Source organism: Vibrio phycocola, assembly GCF_053850235.1.
In genome coordinates, this window is the sequence record NZ_JBSQDJ010000003.1 from 57526 (window position 1) to 77250 (window position 19725).

At 43.7% G+C, this 19725-nt stretch carries 10 protein-coding genes; 2 read left to right on the top strand and 8 right to left on the bottom strand.

Annotated elements, in window-relative coordinates; all coding sequences use genetic code 11:
* Positions 1-22: 22 nt before the first annotated feature.
* The 8 genes from ACWU4D_RS06495 to gltB (ACWU4D_RS06530) form a co-directional block, all read right to left on the bottom strand.
* Positions 23-634 (bottom strand): TRIC cation channel family protein, encoded by a 612-nt coding sequence (locus ACWU4D_RS06495; protein WP_456050595.1) that lies wholly within the window; start codon positions 632-634, stop codon positions 23-25.
* A 75-nt stretch (positions 635-709) separates the two neighbouring features.
* Positions 710-1528, bottom strand: coding sequence for a vitamin B12 ABC transporter substrate-binding protein BtuF (gene btuF / locus ACWU4D_RS06500; protein WP_456050596.1), 819 nt, complete (start codon positions 1526-1528; stop codon positions 710-712).
* On the bottom strand, positions 1521-2483 hold the full coding sequence (locus ACWU4D_RS06505; RefSeq protein ID WP_456050597.1) for a cobalamin biosynthesis family protein: 963 nt from the start codon (positions 2481-2483) through the stop codon (positions 1521-1523). Before ACWU4D_RS06505 ends, btuF begins: the two co-directional genes overlap by 8 nt.
* Before the next feature lie 21 nt (positions 2484-2504).
* Positions 2505-3200, bottom strand: a complete 696-nt coding sequence (gene mtnN, locus ACWU4D_RS06510; RefSeq protein WP_456050598.1) for a 5'-methylthioadenosine/S-adenosylhomocysteine nucleosidase — start codon at positions 3198-3200, stop codon at positions 2505-2507.
* 208 nt (positions 3201-3408) lie between these two features.
* Positions 3409-4821, bottom strand: coding sequence for an FAD-dependent oxidoreductase (locus ACWU4D_RS06515; RefSeq protein ID WP_456050599.1), 1413 nt, complete (start codon positions 4819-4821; stop codon positions 3409-3411).
* 17 nt (positions 4822-4838) lie between these two features.
* A complete protein-coding gene (gene gltB, locus ACWU4D_RS06520; protein ID WP_456050600.1) occupies positions 4839-9302 on the bottom strand; it encodes a glutamate synthase large subunit in 4464 nt (1487 codons plus the stop codon).
* 372 nt (positions 9303-9674) lie between these two features.
* Positions 9675-11144, bottom strand: coding sequence for a glutamate synthase subunit beta (locus ACWU4D_RS06525; protein WP_456050601.1), 1470 nt, complete (start codon positions 11142-11144; stop codon positions 9675-9677).
* Positions 11144-15685 carry a glutamate synthase large subunit gene (gene gltB, locus ACWU4D_RS06530; RefSeq protein ID WP_456050602.1) on the bottom strand — a complete coding sequence of 1514 codons (4542 nt, stop codon included), beginning with the start codon at positions 15683-15685 and terminating at the stop codon, positions 11144-11146. The genes ACWU4D_RS06525 and gltB (ACWU4D_RS06530) overlap by 1 nt, the downstream gene beginning before the upstream one ends.
* 557 nt (positions 15686-16242) lie before the next feature.
* On the opposite strand from gltB (ACWU4D_RS06530), the gene ACWU4D_RS06535 reads away from it, so the two are divergent.
* Positions 16243-17169 carry a TIGR01212 family radical SAM protein gene (locus ACWU4D_RS06535; protein WP_456050685.1) on the top strand — a complete coding sequence of 309 codons (927 nt, stop codon included), beginning with the start codon at positions 16243-16245 and terminating at the stop codon, positions 17167-17169.
* Positions 17170-17294: 125 nt separating this feature from the next.
* Positions 17295-19649 (top strand): aerobic respiration two-component sensor histidine kinase ArcB, encoded by a 2355-nt coding sequence (arcB, locus tag ACWU4D_RS06540; protein WP_456050686.1) that lies wholly within the window; start codon positions 17295-17297, stop codon positions 19647-19649.
* Positions 19650-19725 lie beyond the last annotated feature (76 nt).

Consider the following 19725-nt stretch of genomic DNA (forward strand, 5'->3'; position numbering starts at 1 on the left):
CGATAACGGTATGAAAGTAAAGTTAGTGATTGAAATTGAAGTTAGGTAAGGATAAATGCCAGCGAATGGCACACAAGCGAATTACCAACGTTGAAATGAGCCCTGCTAAAATAGCGACATGCTGATGAAAGTCTAGCGCCAATGCCGTGGTGTGGAATACTCCGCCAACAATACATGCGGTCGCGTATACTTCACTTCTGAGAACCATAGGTACTTCTCGTGCAAGTATGTCTCGAATAATACCACCACCACAGCCTGTGATTACGCCCATGACGACCGCAACCATATATGAATCTTGATAGGTAAGTGCTTTTTCTACCCCAAGACCAACGAATACTGAAAGCCCTATTGCATCACACACTGGTAGGATCCACCATGGCAAACGCTTAGGCCGACGGACAAAAAACATTGTAAGTATGCAAGTTGTAATGATGACCCAAAGATAGCTAGTATCCGTGATCCAGAATACGGGAGTTGCACCTAAGGCAATATCACGTATGGTCCCACCACCAACCGCCGTAACACTCGCTAGAACGATGACACCGAAAGGGTCCATACGCAATCGGCCGGCAAGGAGAACACCTGAGATGGCAAATATAGCCGTTCCAAATAAATCGATTATATAAAGTAGCATGGTGATTCCGCTTCTTTAGAAGCCTAAAGGGAAATAATAACGAGGCCGCATTGTACAAAAAAGTTATGCTAAGTGTTAGTGGCTTTCACGTACTACGTCTAAGTACTCACACACCTGAGTAATGGCGTTTAACGTTCGTGGCGTTGGACGGTTAATCCAATCCGCATTGAGCATCCAGATATGTTGGTTTTTAACAGCGGGTATTGTGCTCCAATCAAACCACATGTCCCCATTTTCCATTGCATGACGAGAGGTAAAAATGGCGTCTGGTTTTCCTAGTACCACTTGTTCGATACCAACTTGAGGGTAGGGAGCAGAGCTTGTTTCGAAAATATTAACACCGCCACAAAAACGAAATACTTCGCTGGGCCAGTTATCTTGCGCCACCGTAATGATCGGCTTTTCACTCAATTGATAAAAGTAATTTACGTTCGGTTTGTGTTGATACTCTTGTTTAAGTAACAGCAGTTGATCGCGAAACTTTTGAGCATTGCGTTGACCAATCGATGGATCATCAGCGTATTGACTGAGTTTATCGATACTATCGGCGATGGAGTCGATGGTGGTTACTTGAGATTTATAGACTTCCACCCCTAGCTTTTCGAGCTTTTCGAGTTCTCTCATTGGGTTGCCTGCGGGCCATGAGATAACGAGGTCGGGATTGAGAGCAAGAATACGCTCTAACTTGATACCTTGATAACTGGCGACTTTTTCTAGATTATGTGCCTCTTCTGGGTAATCACTGTGCGCGCTTACCGCTATAATTTTATCCCCTAATCCCGCAGAAAATGCTAACTCGGTAGCATGAGGGGCAAGGGTAATAATACGTTGATATTGGTTAGCAACGGCTGTTTGAGTTGCAAATAGAGTTAAAATAAAGATGAGTTTATGCATGAGGTACCAAACAGATGAGAGCTATAATGATACTTTGTATTGCCAACCAATAAAGTGTTCTTTGATTAAGCAGTTTCATTACCTGTGAAATATGAATTGCTGATGGGGCAATTCGTCCGCCTAGTTTGGCTCGAACCATTTTTTTATTTTGGTAAATTGCGGGCCCGCCCATTGCTAGTTGCAATTTGTGACCAACAATAGCGAGTAGCCACCCTTGATTAGGAGAAGGCCAACCTAGCGTTTGAGTTTTAGCTTGTTGCAGTATCGTTTTACTGTTCTTACCTAGAAGAGTCAATACTAAAAATAAGCGCAAAGGTAGCCATTCTAGCACCAAGACCAAGCGAGCAGATGCTAAACCAAAGGGGCGAAACTCCGTTCTAGAAGGTGACCAAGCACGATGTAGTTCACACGCAAGGCGGTAAGTGAATGCACCGATTCCACCACTTACTCCAAACCAAAATAGTACGCTAATCACTTGTCGACTATGACCCGAAAGCAATGTTTCACAGGTCGCTTTTCCTAACCCAACAATTGAAAGTGTTGTTACTTGACGGTTCAGTAAAGGGGATAACTCTAATCGAGCATTGTCTTTATCTTCTTGGCTAAGAAACTGACCTATTTTGTTAGCGAGATGAAGTTGATGACGCCAGTCTAGAGCTAATAATAGCAATGCAAATTCAAAGTAGTGGGGCTCCCAAGCAAGGGTCTTTATTGCTAAAAGTAAGACAAACGCAGGAAAGAGCATTAGCCCACAAGCCAGGGTCCCAGAGATCAAATCTTGTTGATAACTACGGTGCAAATTAACTTTAGAAGCGAGCAACTGGGCAAATTGATACCATACCCTTGCAGGGTGAGCAGCATAAGGGATAGGGAGAGCTAGATTCGCAAGCACCGCCGCCCACATAACAATTAGTGGACTAAACGTGGTAAGGATGTCGATCAGTTGTTCGCTCATTTATCCCTCGTGATAGATTGATTATTTTAATAGCGAAATCATTTTTAGCACCATCTCTGACGAGCTTTGAGCGGCGAGGGGTAAAAATTCATCGAATGACATCGGGGATTCTTTGTCAGCGACATCCGAGATAGCGCGAACAACAACAAATGGAACGTTAAATTGATGACAAGTCTGAGCGATGGCGGAGGCTTCCATTTCAACGGCTATCGCATTCGGGAAGTTTTGGCGAATAAAAGCTTGTTTATCGGGCGTACAAACAAAGACATCTCCGGTGCAAATTAGTCCTTTAACTGCGTGACGGTCTTCTGTCTGCTTAACAGCCTGCTCAGCTACGCTTATGAGTTTTTCGTCTGCCATAAAAGCGGCTGGCTGTCCGGCCATTTGTCCAATCTCATAGCCAAATGCGGTCACATCAGCATCGTGATGACGAACTTCAGATGAAATGACAACATCTCCCATAGTAAGAGACGATGCAAATCCACCGGCGGAACCCGTATTAATAATGACATCAGGTTGGTAGTTATCAATCAATAGCGTAGTACCAAGCGCCGCAGAAACCTTTCCAATTCCAGATTGCAGTAGTACAACATCAACACCATCTATTTGACCGGAAAAGTAGTTTGCACCTGCTTTCGTTGTTTCCGAAAGGTTCTCCATGGCTGACTTTAGAATTGCGACTTCTTTTTCCATTGCGCCGATAATACCGATCTTCATAATGTTCTCTTTGTGTTTAATTTGAGCGTATTGTTAGAGGAAGTTTAGCACGGAAATTTGTTAGTGGACTACTCTCGGCGCTATTTTGAATTTTGAGAAAGGAGATTGGGTCAATTAGAGTGGATATAAAGCCTAAAGGGCGGTTACTTGTTGATAAATTGAATATTATTTAGCCTTGGGTACTAGGCACCCAAGGCTAATTTTATGGTTAGATTTGGAGGTAATCTAAGATACCATCCGCGGCTTTTCGTCCTTCATCGATAGCAGTGACAACAAGATCGGATCCTCTTACTGCGTCACCTCCAGCAAAGATTTTTTCATTGCTCGTTTGAAATGGGAACTCTTGAGTGAGCGGAGCAGAGATACGTCCCCATTGGTCACATTTCACACCAAAAGGCTCAAGCCAGGGCATCGCGTGAGGTTGAAAACCAAATGCCATAATAACCGCATCGGCTTCAAGAATATGTTCGCTACCTTTTACTGGCTCAGGACGACGACGACCAGCTTCATCTGGTTCACCTAACGCTGTTTTGACAACTTTAACGCCAACGACCTTGTTGTGAGCATCAACTTCAATGCCTAAAGGTTGAAGGTTAAACATAAAATTCACGCCTTCTTCTTTTGCATTTTTCACTTCACGGCGAGAACCCGGCATGTTCGCTTCATCACGGCGATAAGCACAAATAACGTTCGATGCACCTTGACGTATTGATGTACGGACGCAGTCCATTGCCGTATCACCACCACCAAGCACAACCACTTTTTTATCTGCCATATCAATAAAAGGTTCTTGAGTATCAAGATCCATGACTCGATAGGTGTTTGAAACCAAGAATGGCAACGCATCATATACCCCAGATGCGTCTTCATTTTCCAAACCTGCACGCATATTTTTGTACGTGCCAACGCCTAAGAAAACGGCATCATAAGAGTCAATCAAGGCTTGAAGTTCGATATCTTTACCGACTTCTATACCTAACTTGAACTCTACGCCCATTTCTTCGAATATGCGACGGCGGTTGGTCATCACGTCTTTTTCCAGTTTAAATGATGGTATCCCAAATGTAAGCAGTCCACCGATCTCAGGGTAACGATCATAGACCACAGGACGAACGCCATTGCGAACTAAGACATCTGCTGCCGCGAGTCCTGCTGGGCCAGCTCCAATAATTGCGACTTTCTTATCAGTGAAAGTCACATGAGACATATCGGGTTTCCAGCCCATCTTAAATGCTTTATCGGTAATGTACTTTTCAACATTCCCGATGGTGACAGCTCCAAAATCATCATTTAGGGTACAAGAGCCTTCACACAAGCGATCTTGCGGACAGACTCGGCCACAGACCTCAGGCAGGCTGTTGGTTTGATGAGAAAGCTCTGCTGCTTCAATAATTCGTCCCTCATTGGCCAGTTTCAACCACTGAGGAATATAGTTATGAACTGGACATTTCCATTCACAATAAGGGTTACCGCAATCTAAACATCGATCGGCCTGTGCAGATGCCTGTTGTTTAGTAAAGGGCTCGTAAATTTCAACAAATTCAATTTTTCGAATCGTTAGCGGTTTTTTAGCCGGATCCACGCGACTCACATCAATAAATTGGTATACATTCTGGCTCATCAAAAAACTCCTTCTATTTATTGAGCTTGGACGCGAAGTTCAGCAGCACTGCGGCTTTGGTGGCCAAGTAGTGTGCTTAATTCTGCGGCTTGAGGTTTGATTAGGTAGAACTTGGGAATCCAATCATCGAAATTTGCTAAAATCATTTCAGCGTATTCAGATTGTGTTTCTTCCAAATGCTCTGCGATCAAGCCACGTAAGTGCTCTTGATGAATATAGAGATCTTCTAATGAGAGTGCTTCGACAGATTCATTGTTGACTCGTCCAGCAAAATCACCATTTTGATCGAGTACATAAGCAAACCCTCCGGTCATACCTGCACCGAAGTTTACGCCAGTTGCGCCAAGAATTGCGACAATTCCGCCTGTCATGTATTCACATGCATTATCACCAGCGCCTTCGATTACGGCTATGGTGCCAGAGTTTCGAACACCAAAACGTTCGCCGGCAGTCCCAGCGGCAAACAGTTTTCCGCCAGTTGCGCCGTATAAACAGGTGTTACCCATAATCGTGGCGTCGTTACACTTAAATGCCGTTCCTTGATGAGGGTGGATAACAATTTTCCCCCCAGCCATGCCTTTACCAACATAGTCGTTTGCATCACCAGTCAGATAGAGTTCGATACCCCCGGCATTCCAAACTCCGAAAGATTGTCCGGCAGTACCTTCAAAATGGAGCTTAATTGGTGATGAAGCAACCCCTGCATTCCCATAACGTTTAGCCACTTCACCCGATATCCGTGCGCCGACCGAACGATCGGTATTGATGATGTTGTAATAGAAATCGGCAGTGTGCTGAGCGTCAATCGCTTGAGTGGCATCTTCGACGATTTTTTGATTGAGCAACCCTTTATCAAACGGGATATTTGGCTCGGTGCAAAACATCGGTAAATGATGTTTCGAGACCGGTTTCTCCAAGATAGCAGAAAGGTCTAACTTACGTTGTTTGGCTGTATTGCCTTCTAGCACTTCGAGTAAATCAGTTCGGCCGATAAGGTCAGTCAGTTTCTCGACGCCAAGCTGAGCCAGATAACCACGTACTTCTTCAGCAATACCAGTAAAGTAGTTAATTACCATATCTGGTAGACCCTTAAAGTACTCTTTGCGCAAGGTTTCATCTTGAGTGGCCACGCCGGTTGCGCAGTTATTGAGGTGGCAAATCCTAAGGAACTTACACCCCATTGCGACCATTGGTCCGGTACCGAAACCAAAGCTTTCAGCGCCTAATATCGCGCCTTTTACGACGTCGAGGCCAGTTTTTAAGCCGCCATCAACTTGAAGACGTATTTTGTGGCGTAATCCATTGGCAACTAAGGCTTGTTGTGTTTCTGCTAAACCAAGTTCCCAAGGACACCCCGCGTATTTCACCGATGTTAGTGGGCTCGCAGCGGTGCCTCCGTCGTAACCGGATATCGTGATTAAATCTGCGTACGCTTTAGCCACGCCGGTTGCAATGGTTCCAACTCCCGGCTCAGACACTAATTTGACCGATATTAATGCATTTGGGTTTACTTGCTTAAGATCGAAGATCAGCTGAGAGAGGTCTTCTATCGAATAAATATCATGGTGTGGTGGCGGTGATATGAGCGTGACACCTTGTACTGAGTGACGAAGTTTGGCTATTTCTGCTGTGACTTTATGGCCTGGTAGCTGTCCACCTTCGCCAGGTTTTGCACCTTGAGCGACCTTAATCTGCAATACATCAGCATTTATTAAGTAGTGTGGTGTGACGCCAAATCGACCAGAGGCAACTTGCTTAATTCGAGAGTTACGCTCAGTACCAAATCGAGCTGGGTCTTCTCCACCTTCTCCAGAGTTAGAGTAACCGCCAATACGGTTCATCGCCGTTGCAAGAGCTTGGTGTGCTTCTGGGCTTAGTGCACCGATCGACATAGCCGCTGAATCAAAGCGTCTGAAGAGTGCTTTAGATGCTTCGACTTGCTCCAATGGAATTGGCGAGGTATTTGAACTCAGGCTAAATAGATCTCTCAGCATTGAAACTGGTCGCTGGTTTACTTGAGCCGCATAAGTAGTGTAGTCAGTCGGTTCGCCAGTTTGTACGGCCTTTTGCAAAGTACTGACCACATCTGGGTTGTAGACGTGATACTCACCACCATGGACATATTTGAGTAACCCGCCATGTTCAATCAGTTTTCGAGTTGCCCATGCTTTACGCGATAAGTTACTCATATCTTGTTGGAAATCAGAGAATGTGGCGCCTTCTATTCGAGTTGTCACACCACTAAAGCAGAGATCGACTAGATCTTGACTCAAACCTATCGCTTCAAACAGGCGTGAGCATCGGTAGGAAGCGACAGTTGAAATGCCCATCTTGGACATGATTTTAAACAGTCCTTTGTTGATGCCGTATTGGTAGTTTTGCATCACATCGCGATAGCTTTTTTCGATTAAACCGTCAGCGACCATTTTTCCAAGTACTTCATACGCTAAATACGGGTAGACAGCGGTAGCGCCAAATCCGATAAGTACCGCAAATTGATGAGGATCGCGTGCGGTTGCGGTTTCAACCACGATATTAGCGTCACAACGTAGTTGAGTATTCACTAAGCGAGAATGAACAGCGCCCACTAACATAGCGGCAGGAATCGGGAGCTTGTCCTTGGTTATATCTCGATCAGATAAAACGAGTAGCACGGTCCCTTCTCGAACGACCTGTTCAGCTTGGTCACAAATATCTAAGATCGCTTGTTTTAAATCTTTTTCATTGGGATCAAAATTAATATCGAGAATGGTATTTTGGTAATGTTCGTTATCGAGGCGCAACAACTGGCGCATATCGGAGTACATTAATACAGGTGAATCAAATGTAACTCGATGAGCATGGCCATCGGTTTCATTAAAGACATTCATCTCTTGGCCAATGCTCGTGGCCAAAGACATGACGTGTTTTTCGCGTAACGGATCAATCGGTGGGTTCGTTACTTGAGCAAATTTCTGGCGGAAGTAATCGGTGATTAAGCGCTCTTTCGAAGACAATACCGCCATTGGTGTGTCATCGCCCATTGAACCGACTGCTTCTTGTCCCATGTCGCCAAGAACTCGCAATACTTGATCTATCTCTTCGTTGCTCATAGCAAATTGCTTTTGATAGACTTTTAGCTCTTCCACCGAAAGGTTTGTTTGTCCGATGAGCGTATCGTCCAACTGGGCAAAAGGCGTTAATTGATGAACGTTATTCGTCATCCACTCTTGATATGGGTGACGTGATTTGAGTTCATTATCAATTTCACCGGATTGCCAAATTTTACCTAGTTTGGTATCAATGACAAATAACTCACCAGGGCCGACACGACCTTTTGTTGCGATTTCATCGGGAGCGTAGTTCCAAATTCCAACTTCGGAGGCGATGGTAATCAGATTGTCTTTTGTAATCACATAGCGCGCAGGGCGTAAGCCATTTCGATCGAGGTTACAGGCGGCATAACGACCATCAGATAACACGATTCCTGCTGGACCATCCCATGGTTCCATATGTTTTGAGTTAAAGTCGTAAAACGCGCGAAGTTCAGGATCCATATCTGGGTGATTTTGCCATGCAGGTGGAACCAACATTCTCATTGCTCTAAATAAGTCCATACCACCGGCCAGAAAGAGATCGAGCATGTTATCCAAGCTCGAAGAATCGGAGCCTATTTCATTCACGAACGGTGCTGCGGTTTGCAAGTCTGGAATCAGAGGAGACGCAAATTTATAGCCACGAGCTCGTGCCCATTCTCGGTTTCCTTCAATGGTATTGATTTCACCATTGTGGGCTAAATAGCGAAATGGTTGCGCTAAAGGCCAGCGGGGTTGAGTATTGGTTGAGAAGCGTTGGTGGAACAAACAGATCGACGACTCCATACGCAGATCGGCGAGATCAAGGTAAAAACGTGGTAAGTCCGCAGGTAAGCAGAGTCCTTTATAAACAATGACCTGAGTGGATAGGGAGCATATATAGAAATCAGAGTCGTCGGTGATACGCTTTTCTATTCGTCTTCTAGCAACATAAAGGCGGCGTTCAATATCTCGATCTCTCCAACCTGCAGGAGCGGTAATAAAAACTTGTTGAATGTCTGGTAGCGACTCATGCGCAATGGGACCGAGAACATTGTCATTGGTTGGAACAGGACGCCAACCACAAACGGTTAGTGTCTCTTGTTTTAGTTCTTGGTTGATGATGTCACGGGCAGTTTGAGCTTTTATAGGATCTTGACTCAAAAACACCATGCCAACCGCATACTGATTACCCAGTGTCCAACTGTTTTCTTCGGCAATAATGCGAAAATAGCTGTCTGGTTTTTGTAGCAGTAAGCCACAACCATCACCGGTTTTCCCATCCGCAGCGATTCCGCCACGGTGCGTCATTCTATCTAATCCTGAAATAGCCGTTCGGACTAGTTTGTGGCTTGGTTTTCCTTTGATATGTGCTATCAAACCAAACCCACAGTTGTCTCGTTCGAAACTTGGATGACACAGCCCCATTGCAATTCTCCTTTTGCTAATCTGTTATAACACAGTAAGTGACTAACTATTCTTATTTCTCGCTATTATTGAGTTTATATGCACTTATTGAGCGTATAAATGCGAGTTGCTTGTCTTATCATGACCACCTAAGCTAGAGCTAAAGTGACAAAACGTCAAGAGAATCATGCTGACTTGTTGCATAAGTTATTGATTTGTTAACGAGAGTGTTACTCAAATATTTTATGCTGAGCGGAGTCGTAGGAAAAATGATAGAGGATTTATAGTTAGGAGCATCCGTCAGACGGAAAAATAAAAGGTCAGTCGCGAGCGACTGACCTTTAGGTGATGCTATTAATGTTCGCTTAATAAGTTATCAAGCAGAGTCGACATTTAGTTAGATAACATTAACGAATCTGCTTTCGCTTCTAAGTTAGTATTACCCATTAGGTATTCATCGACAGCACGAGCACATTCTCGACCTTCGTTAATACAACGTACGACTAAAGATTGGCCTGTTCTCATGTCACCTGCGGCAAAAACACCCGCTTGGTTGGTCTGGAAATCTTTGGTTGCAACATTGCCTCGGTCATCGAGTTTGATGTCAAGTTGAGCAAGAGTCCCATGTGGCTCTGGGTGTAAGAAACCCATAGCCAAGAACGCCATGTCACAAGGGATAACACGTTCCGTATTTTGGATTTCACAGAAGTTAGGGCGAACACCTGGTTCAGCTTCTTCCCATTCGATATCGGCGATACGAAGGCCTTTAACATTGCCATTGTCGTCGCTGATAAATTCTTTGGTAAGAATGTTCCAGTGACGCTCACACCCTTCTTCATGAGAAGTAGAAGTACGCATAATCATTGGATACTGAGGCCAAGGCATATTCGCAGTACGCTTTTCCGGTGGTACTGGCATGATCTCAACTTGAGTGATACTTGCTGCACCATGACGGTTGGAGGTTCCCACACAGTCAGAGCCGGTATCACCTCCACCGATGACGACGACGTGCTTACCTTCTGCATAAATTTCTTCGGTCTTTAAGTCCATATTATTAGCACGGCGATTGTTTTGACCTAAAAATTGCATCGCAAAATAAACGCCATTGAGTTCACGTCCCGGGATTGGTAGATCGCGAGGAACTGTAGATCCGCCAGTCAGCAATACAACATCGTATTCTTGACGTAATTGCTGAGCATTTATGTCGACACCGATATGAGCGTTAACAACAAACTTAATACCTGCCTCTGTCATCAAATTGATTTTACGATCAATGACATCCATTCCCAGTTTAAAGTCAGGAATACCAAAACGGAGTAGGCCACCGACTTTTTCATCACGCTCATACACAGTTACGGTATGACCAGCACTGTTTAACTGCTCTGCAGCAGATAAACCAGCAGGACCAGAACCAATGATAGCAATGGTTTTTCCAGTACGGCTACGTGGCGTTTTCGGTTGTGCATAACCTTCACGGTAAGCAGTCTCAACGATGGTTTTCTCAATGTTACAGATAGTGATTGGATCTTGGTTGATACCAAGAACACAAGCAGTTTCACATGGTGCAGGACACACTCGACCTGTAAATTCAGGGAAGTTATTGGTCGAGCTCAGAATGTCCCAAGCTTCTTCCCAACTGTCGCGATAAACCGCGTCATTGAATTCTGGAATGATGTTACCAATTGGACAGCCGTTGTGACAAAACGGCACACCACAATCCATGCAACGAGAAGCTTGGGTATTTATTTTTTTACCAAACTCTTTGTTGAGGACGAATTCTTTATTGTCTTGAATACGTACCGAAGGTTCTACTTTACTTGGTAGTTCACGGCCGTGTTCTAAAAATCCAGTAGGCTTACCCATTATACTGCCTCCGTTTGTTGTTGCTGTGCTGCTTCTGCCTTACGTTGAAGAAGGACACGTTTATAGTCACGTGGCATAACTTTTACCATCGACTTGAGGTTGTCTTCAAAGCTAGTAAGGAATGATTGTGCAACTTCACTTCCTGTGAATTCAACGTGCTTAGTTAACATCTCTTTAAGGAGATCTTTGTCTTCTTGCTCAAGCGCGTCAAGGTCGACCAATTCAGGGTTGAGTTTGGTGTTGAAGTCACCAGCTTTATCCCAAACGTAAGCAATACCACCACTCATACCTGCGGCAAAGTTACGACCAGTTGAACCAAGGATGACCGCAATACCACCTGTCATATATTCACAACCGTGATCACCGACACCTTCAACTACTACTTTGGCACCTGAATTTCGAACACAGAAACGTTCGCCAGCTTTACCACGGATGTAGGATTCACCAGAGGTTGCACCGTAGAAACAGACATTACCAACAACAATGTTGTCTTCAGCCACTAAAGAGGATTTCGCGTCAGGATAAAGAACGATCGTACCACCGGATAACCCTTTACCCCAATAATCGTTGGCATCACCTTCGACTTCAAACTTCACGCCTTTCGCTAAGAACGCTCCGAATGATTGCCCTGCAGAGCCATTGAATTTCACATTTAGAGGCTGTGGTAGTCCTTGGTCTTTGTATACTTTCGATATTTCATTCGACAGCATGGTACCCGTACTACGGTCGGTATTGATGATAGGGAATTCACCATTTACCGCTTCACCACGCTCTAGTGCTGGAGTCGCAAGTTCAATCAACTTACGGTCGAGAATATCATCAAGACCATGATTTTGATTTGTCTGACAGTACACGCCGTCTTCTGCACGAGCTTGCTCGATGTATAGAACAGGTGAAAGATCAAGGTTACGGTATTTCCAGTGATTGATGTTATCGCGCACTTTCAGTTTATGTGCTTGACCAACCATTTCATCAACACTGCGGAAACCAAGTTCAGCCATGATTTCACGTAGGCCTTCAGCCATATAATTAAAGAAGGTCACAACATCTTCAACACGACCATCAAAACGCTCACGTAAAGTCTTGTTCTGAGTTGCAATACCCACAGGACAGGTATTCTGATGACATTTACGCATCATGATACAGCCTTCAACTACAAGAGCTGCTGTTGCAACACCCCATTCTTCTGCACCAAGTAACGTCGCAATCGCGATATCACGAGGTGTTTTCATTTGGCCATCGGCTTGGACAACGATACGGTTACGCAGACCATTTTTCAGGAGTGTCTGGTGCGTTTCTGCTAGACCTAATTCCCAAGGAAGGCCGGTATGACGAATCGATGACATCGGTGATGCACCTGTTCCTCCGTCGTAACCCGCAATCAGGACAACATCCGCTTTGGCTTTTGCCACACCAGAGGCGATAGTACCGACGCCTGCTTCGGAAACGAGTTTGACGTTTACTCGGCCAACACGGTTAGCGTTTTTCAAATCGTAGATTAGCTGAGCTAAATCTTCGATAGAATAGATATCGTGGTGTGGTGGTGGAGAAATAAGTCCGACCCCTGGGGTTGAGTGACGCGTCGCGCCAATCCAGTCGTCGACTTTATCACCAGGAAGTTGACCACCTTCACCAGGTTTCGCGCCCTGAGCCATCTTAATCTGAATTTCATCAGAGTTCGTTAGATAGTATGACGTTACACCAAATCGTCCAGATGCAACTTGCTTGATAGCAGAACGTTCTGAATCGCCATTCTCTTTTGGAGAGAAACGAATAGGGTCTTCACCACCTTCACCAGAGTTTGACTTCGCGCCAATGCGGTTCATTGCCACTGCAAGCGTAGAGTGAGCTTCGTGAGAAATCGAACCAAATGACATTGCACCAGTCGCAAAACGTTTAAGGATGTTTTCTACTGGCTCAACATCTTCCAACGGAATTGATCCTGCTGGATTCTTAATAAAGTCCAATTGGCTACGTAATGTAACGGCTTTATCACCTTGAGTATCCACTGCACTTGTGTACTTCTTAAATTGAGCAAAGTCTTTGTTGCGCGTCGACTGTTGCAGCAAGCTAATGGTTTCAGGGTTGAATAAGTGCTGTTCACCACGTTGTTTCCATTGATATACACCACCGACATCGAGCGTTTTAAGTGGGATTTCACGTAGTGGGTAACCAACACGGTGACGGACTAAGACTTCCGTCGCAATGTCGTCTAGAGTTAGACCTTGAATACGCGAAACAGTACCGGTGAAATATTTATCTACTACGGATTTGCTGATTCCAAGTGCTTCAAAAATCTGAGCGCCATGGTATGACTGCAATGTTGAAATACCCATTTTCGAGAATATTTTCAACAGACCCATATTGACGCCTTTACGATAGTTATCGAATAAGTCATTAAGAGGGGTATCAGCATCGAGCTTCTTGCGACGTTGAAGATCAACAATCGTTTCAGTAACGATATATGGGTTAACTGCATTTGCACCGTAACCAATGAGTGTTGCGAAGTGGTGCGTTTCACGAGCATCACCAGTCTCTACAACAATGCCACATTTCGCACGTAAACCACGACGAATAAGGTGGTGGTGTACAGCGCCAACAGCAAGCATCGCTGGAATAGCTGCATGGTTAGAGTTCGCTGAACGGTCAGTTAATAGGATGATAGAGTAACCGTCGGTCACTGCATCTTCTGCGTATTGGCAAATACGTTTTAAGGCGCGTTGCAATTTGCCTTGATCACCATTGGCTTGGAATACAATGTCCAATGTTTTCGCTTGAAGGTGCTCGTTATCGATAGCTCGAAGTTTTTCAAGCTCTTGGTTCGAAATAACCGGAGAGTCCAGTTCAACCTTACGACAGTGTGCTGGTGATTCTGCAAGCAGGTTTTGCTCTTTACCTATGTAGGTTTTCAGCGACATTACCATACGCTCACGAATCGGATCGATAGGCGGGTTTGTCACCTGAGCAAATAACTGTTTAAAGTAATGAGATAGATGTTGAGACTGATGCGATAAAACCGCTAGAGGCCAGTCTGCCCCCATTGAACCTAATGGCTCATAACCAGTTGCTGCGAGTGTTTTAATGATGTCATTAACTTCTTCACTGCTCACACCGAACGCTTGTTGACGGTGCAATAAACGTTCTGGTTTTGGTTGGCTGTGGCCGGTGTCAGCATCAGGTAATTCACGCATGCGAAGTAGGTTGTCTTTCACCCATTTCTCATACGGTTGCGAGTTTGCGATAGAATCTTTTACTTCATCATCAGAAATGATTCGACCTTCTTCAAGATCGGCAACAAAGATACGACCAGGTTGGAGACGACCACGATACTCAACGTTCTCAGGATCGATATCAACCGCACCAGTTTCTGATGCCATGACGAGGAAATTGTCCTTAGTCACGGTATAGCGAGATGGGCGTAAACCGTTTCGGTCTAGAGTTGCCCCTACTGTAACACCATCGGTAAAACATACTGATGCAGGGCCATCCCACGGTTCCATAATGTTGGCGTGATATTGGTAAAACGCACGACGTTTTGGATCCATGTTTTTATTTTCTTGCCATGCTTCAGGAATCATCATCATAAGAGCATGTGGCAATTTACGCCCAGAAAGAACCAATAACTCTAGAGCCATATCGAAGTTCGATGAATCTGAACTGCCTTCTTGACAAATCGGCAGCAACATATCGATTTCAGCTTTAGTGAACAATTCTGATTCTAGAATCGCTTCACGTGCTTTCATCCAGTTCAAGTTACCGCGAACAGTGTTGATTTCACCATTGTGAGCGATATAACGGAAAGGTTGAGCCAAACGCCATCTTGGGAATGTATTGGTAGAGAAGCGAGAGTGAACGAGAGCCAATGCAGAAACCATCGTTGGGTTCTGAAGATCTAGGAAGTATTGAGGCACCTGCTCAGTTGTTAACTGACCTTTATATACCAATGTTTTGTAAGACATTGAGTTAATGTAAAACTCATCGGCAATATTAGAGATACTTTCTAGACATACGCGGACAGTATAGTTACGTAATACGTACAGTTTACGTTCTAACTCTTCTGGCGTAACACCAGGGCCACCAGAGATAAACACATGCTCAAATTGAGGCTCTGTGCTTAGCGGATCGGCACCTAACATAGAGTTGTCGGTCGGCAATACTCGATAGCCTAAAATTTCTAGCTCTAAACGCTTAGCATTGCGTTCTAGAATATCACGACACTGATCGCGCTTATATTCGTCTTTCGGGAATAAAACGACACCGACACCGTACTTCTCAAATGATGGAAGCTTAATGCTAAGTTTTACCGCTTCTTCAAGAAGAAATTCATGAGGCTTCTGTAAAAGAATACCTGCACCATCACCACTACAAGGATCACAACCTTGACCGCCACGGTGTTCCATGCGCGCTAGCATTTCCAATGCTTGAGTGACGACCTCATGAGATTTACGATTCTTCAGATGAGCGACGAAACCGATACCACAAGCATCATGCTCCAATTCTGGAGTATATAGTCCTTGTGAATTCTGCTCTCTATCTAACATAGATACATCCTTCCAGTTTAATCGAGGCACATTTAGGCCAAGGGAAATAAGCCCTTAGCCTGAAAGCGCGACCGATTTTATCATTGTTATGGTTCTAAACTAATGATGTGTCATTAGTTCGAGTCCTTTCCGTATCTCACAGAAAAATAGCGTGAGAAAAACAGTCCTTAGTGATATTTAAGTTATTATTGCTTCTTTTATAGAGCTTTATATAGGTGGGGATAAATATCACCGAATTTTGTGCTGGTGAAATAGGGTGAGAAATCACCTGTAACAGCATCAAAGTGTACGTATCCTACAATTTTGTTTCTATAAATTCCAACGAAAACGTCGCTTTTATCTGACATTTTTTTCGTTCGTTTAAATTGACTAGCTTTTCGTTTGTCCAGCATTGGGAATTAATTCGTTTAATTTCGTATGTTTATTGATGTTTGCTAGGTTTTACAATGGGTGAGCGAGCTAAACTAGCGCCTCAAAATTGCTGAGCAGAAAAACAGCTACGTGAAGCAATGTGACTATTTATGCATTTGAGGTAATTAGTGAAGCAATTACACGAGATGGTTAATACCATAGGGCAAGATCTGAAACGCCGCTATGGTGAAAAAGTTCATAAACTCGGTTTACATGGTGGCTTCAGTTGTCCCAACCGTGATGGGACGATTGGAAAAGGCGGATGTACTTTTTGTAATGTCTCTTCTTTCGTTGATGAAACAACCCAGCAAGACTCGATTCCAGACCAATTAGAAGCCAGAGCGAATGAGGTAACGCGTGCTAAGAAATATTTAGCCTACTTTCAAGCTTACACGAACACTTATGCTGAAGTACAAGTGTTAGACAAAATGTATCAAGAGGCGCTACTCGGTAAAGATATTGTTGGTTTGTGCGTGGGGACTCGCCCAGATTGTGTGCCTACGGCAGTACTGGATCTTTTAAGTAATTATCATACTCAAGGCTATGAAGTGTGGTTAGAGTTAGGGTTACAAACCGCTCATGATCATACTCTGAAAAAAATTAATCGTGGTCATGACTTTGCTTGTTATCAAGCGACGACAGAGAAAGCGCGCGCATTAGGAATCAAAGTGTGTACTCACCTTATTATCGGGTTACCTGGAGAGACTCATCAGGATAATATAATGACTTTGGATCAGGTGCTTGCGGTTGGTACTGATGGAATAAAGCTCCATGGTCTTCATATTGTAGAAGGAAGTACTATGGCAAAGGCATGGAAAGCTGGAAAGTTGGAAGCGCCCAGCTTAGAGCAATATGTGACGACAGCGAGCGAAATGATTCGTCGCACTCCCAGAGATATTGTTTATCATCGAGTTGTTTCGACGGCGCGTCGGCCAACCCTACTTGCTCCTATGTGGTGTGAAAACCGATGGTTAGCAATGATGGAAATTGCGAATCGACTTAATCTCGATGGGGAACAAGGATCGTTGGCTACCCAAAATAGTGATGTCGAACAAATAGAAACACGTGATTAGACATAACTGACTTTTTTTGTCTTATACTGACCTGAACTCGCCAGTAGCTATACTGTATTCAGTATTTAACGTTTGATATCTGGTTTCCTACATTCAATTAGATTCGGAGTGATGGCATGAAGCCAATGAAGAACCTTGCTCAATACTATGTCGATCTTTTAGTTAAATTGGGCATTTTACGTTTTTCTTTATTATTGGCGTTAGCATTCGTTGCTTTGGCTGTTGTTGTTCAGGTTGGTATAACGTTAGCGCTTCATGGGTCAGTGGATAATGTCGTGATTATCCGTTCGATTTTCTTTGGATTGATCATTACACCATGGGCCGTCTATTTTCTTTCTGTTGTCGTCGATCAACTAGAAGAGTCTCGTCAACGACTATCGAAGTTGGTTTCAAAGTTAAAAGATATGCGCTCTAGAGATCAAGAGCTCAATCAACAACTCCAACAGAACATTGCTAAGTTAAATTTGGAGATAGAAGAAAGAATTAAAGCTGAAGATGCTCGTAAAGCAGCAATGGTGGATTTAGAAAGTGAAGTCCGTCAGCGAGAGAACACCCAGCTTGAATTAGCGGAGCAAACCGCATTGCTGCGTTCATTTATTGATGCATCTCCGGATTTAATTTATTACCGAAATGCCGATGGTGTCTTTTCAGGGTGTAACCTCGCACTTGAAGAGTTAACCGGTAAGAAAGAGAGTGAATTAGTCGGGTTAACTCCTTGGGATGTATATCGTAAGGAGATCGCAAAAGAAATTGTGGCGACTGATGAACTGGTATTCACTCAAAATCGCTCGATCACTTATGAACAATGGCTAGAGTACCCTGATGGGCATAAAAACTATTTCGAACTACGTAAAGTGCCATTTTACAACAATGAAGGTCGTCATTTAGGCTTAGTTGGTTTTGGGCGTGATATTACCGAACGCAAGCGTCATGAAGATTCCCTTGAAAAAGCGAGCCAAGATAAGACGACATTCATTTCGACAATCAGTCATGAATTACGAACCCCACTGAATGGGATTGTCGGTTTAAGCCGTATGTTGCTTGATACAACCATGTCAGAAGAACAGCGTAAATATATGCAAACTATTCACGTTAGTGCTGTGACTTTAGGCAATATATTTAATGACATCATTGATATTGATAAATTTGATCGTCGCAAATTGGACTTACTACCTGAAACTCTGAATTTTCAAGAATTTGTCGCTGAGCTTGAGAGTCTTGCTGCGTTAATGGCACAGCAAAAAGGGCTACGTTTTGATCTTGAGCGTTTAAGCGATCTTCCTACTTACGTTCAAGTCGATGGTACTCGTTTACGTCAGGTGCTTTGGAATATTCTTAGCAACGCGATTAAGTTCACTAAAGAAGGTGGGGTTGTCGTGAATGTTAGCGCCGATATTGAAGCTGAGCAGGCGCATATAATTATTGATGTTGAAGATAGTGGTATTGGCATTCCAGAGGAAGAACTCGAGAAAATCTTTGCAATGTATTACCAAGTGAAAAGTGGCAAAGATAATCTGCATGCGGTTGGTACGGGTATTGGTTTGTCAGTTTCAAAACAGCTAATGAAGTTGATGGGAGGCGATATTTCCGTCTCTAGCGAAGATGGTTTTGGCAGTACTTTTAGTGTCACATTTAGTGTTCCTTTGATGCCACATCCGTTTTCTCAGGCAGAGCCTATCTCTTCATGTAAAAGCTTGAACATTTTCATGGTAGAAGATATTGAGTTAAATGTAACGGTTGCCCGGTCTTTATTAGAGAGTATGGGGCACAGTGTTGAAGTTGCGATGTGTGGAGAGGATGCTAAGAACCTCTTTATTCCAGGTATGTATGACTTGGTTTTTCTCGATATTCAACTTCCGGACATGACGGGCTTTGATGTAGCTGCTTATTACAGAAAAACTTACGAAGCGAATGGGATTGGGTTACCTCCCTTAGTTGCATTAACGGCTAATTTACTGAAAGACAAAAATGAATATTTACGTCAAGGGCTAGATGATGCCATTAGTAAGCCTCTGTCTGTTGTCGATATCAAATCGGTTATCGATAAACTCTGTGTTCGGACTGGTTCTATTGAGGCTCCCCAAACTAACTTGATTGCCAAAATAGAGAAAAATGGTCTATCTGATGGCGAAGTGGCAAAAATGTTAGATATCGATATGTTAACTTCTTATATCGATATTGTCGGTAATAAGCCAGTTCTTGATAGTATCGATATGTTTGAAACGTTGATGCCTGATTACATCAAAATACTTGACTCAAATATGATCGCTAAAGATCAAGATGGTATTGTCTCTGAAGCTCATAAAATTAAAGGAGCAGCTGGTTCGATAGGGTTAGCTCGAATTCAACGTGTTGCTCAAAAGGCTCAATCACCCGAGGCGCCAGCATGGTGGGAAAATATCGATGATTGGGTTAACGAAATTAAAAATGAATACCACAATGACATTCGTTTATTGAGGGACTGGATTTCAATGCGTTGAGAAGTGGAATAGAGTTTATTTGAGTGGATAAATAAAAACCCCCTGAGATAGGGGGTTTTTATATTGACATGACTTT

What these genes read in the sequence shown, in the direction of transcription:
- ACWU4D_RS06495 (WP_456050595.1), bottom strand. Translation starts at nt 634, where the DNA reads ATGCTACTTTATATAATCGATTTATTTGGAACGGCTATATTTGCCATC.
- btuF (WP_456050596.1), bottom strand. Translation starts at nt 1,528, where the DNA reads ATGCATAAACTCATCTTTATTTTAACTCTATTTGCAACTCAAACAGCC.
- ACWU4D_RS06505 (WP_456050597.1), bottom strand. Translation starts at nt 2,483, where the DNA reads ATGAGCGAACAACTGATCGACATCCTTACCACGTTTAGTCCACTAATT.
- mtnN (WP_456050598.1), bottom strand. Translation starts at nt 3,200, where the DNA reads ATGAAGATCGGTATTATCGGCGCAATGGAAAAAGAAGTCGCAATTCTA.
- ACWU4D_RS06515 (WP_456050599.1), bottom strand. Translation starts at nt 4,821, where the DNA reads ATGAGCCAGAATGTATACCAATTTATTGATGTGAGTCGCGTGGATCCG.
- gltB (WP_456050600.1), bottom strand. Translation starts at nt 9,302, where the DNA reads ATGGGGCTGTGTCATCCAAGTTTCGAACGAGACAACTGTGGGTTTGGT.
- ACWU4D_RS06525 (WP_456050601.1), bottom strand. Translation starts at nt 11,144, where the DNA reads ATGGGTAAGCCTACTGGATTTTTAGAACACGGCCGTGAACTACCAAGT.
- gltB (WP_456050602.1), bottom strand. Translation starts at nt 15,685, where the DNA reads ATGTTAGATAGAGAGCAGAATTCACAAGGACTATATACTCCAGAATTG.
- ACWU4D_RS06535 (WP_456050685.1), top strand. Translation starts at nt 16,243, where the DNA reads ATGGTTAATACCATAGGGCAAGATCTGAAACGCCGCTATGGTGAAAAA.
- arcB (WP_456050686.1), top strand. Translation starts at nt 17,295, where the DNA reads ATGAAGAACCTTGCTCAATACTATGTCGATCTTTTAGTTAAATTGGGC.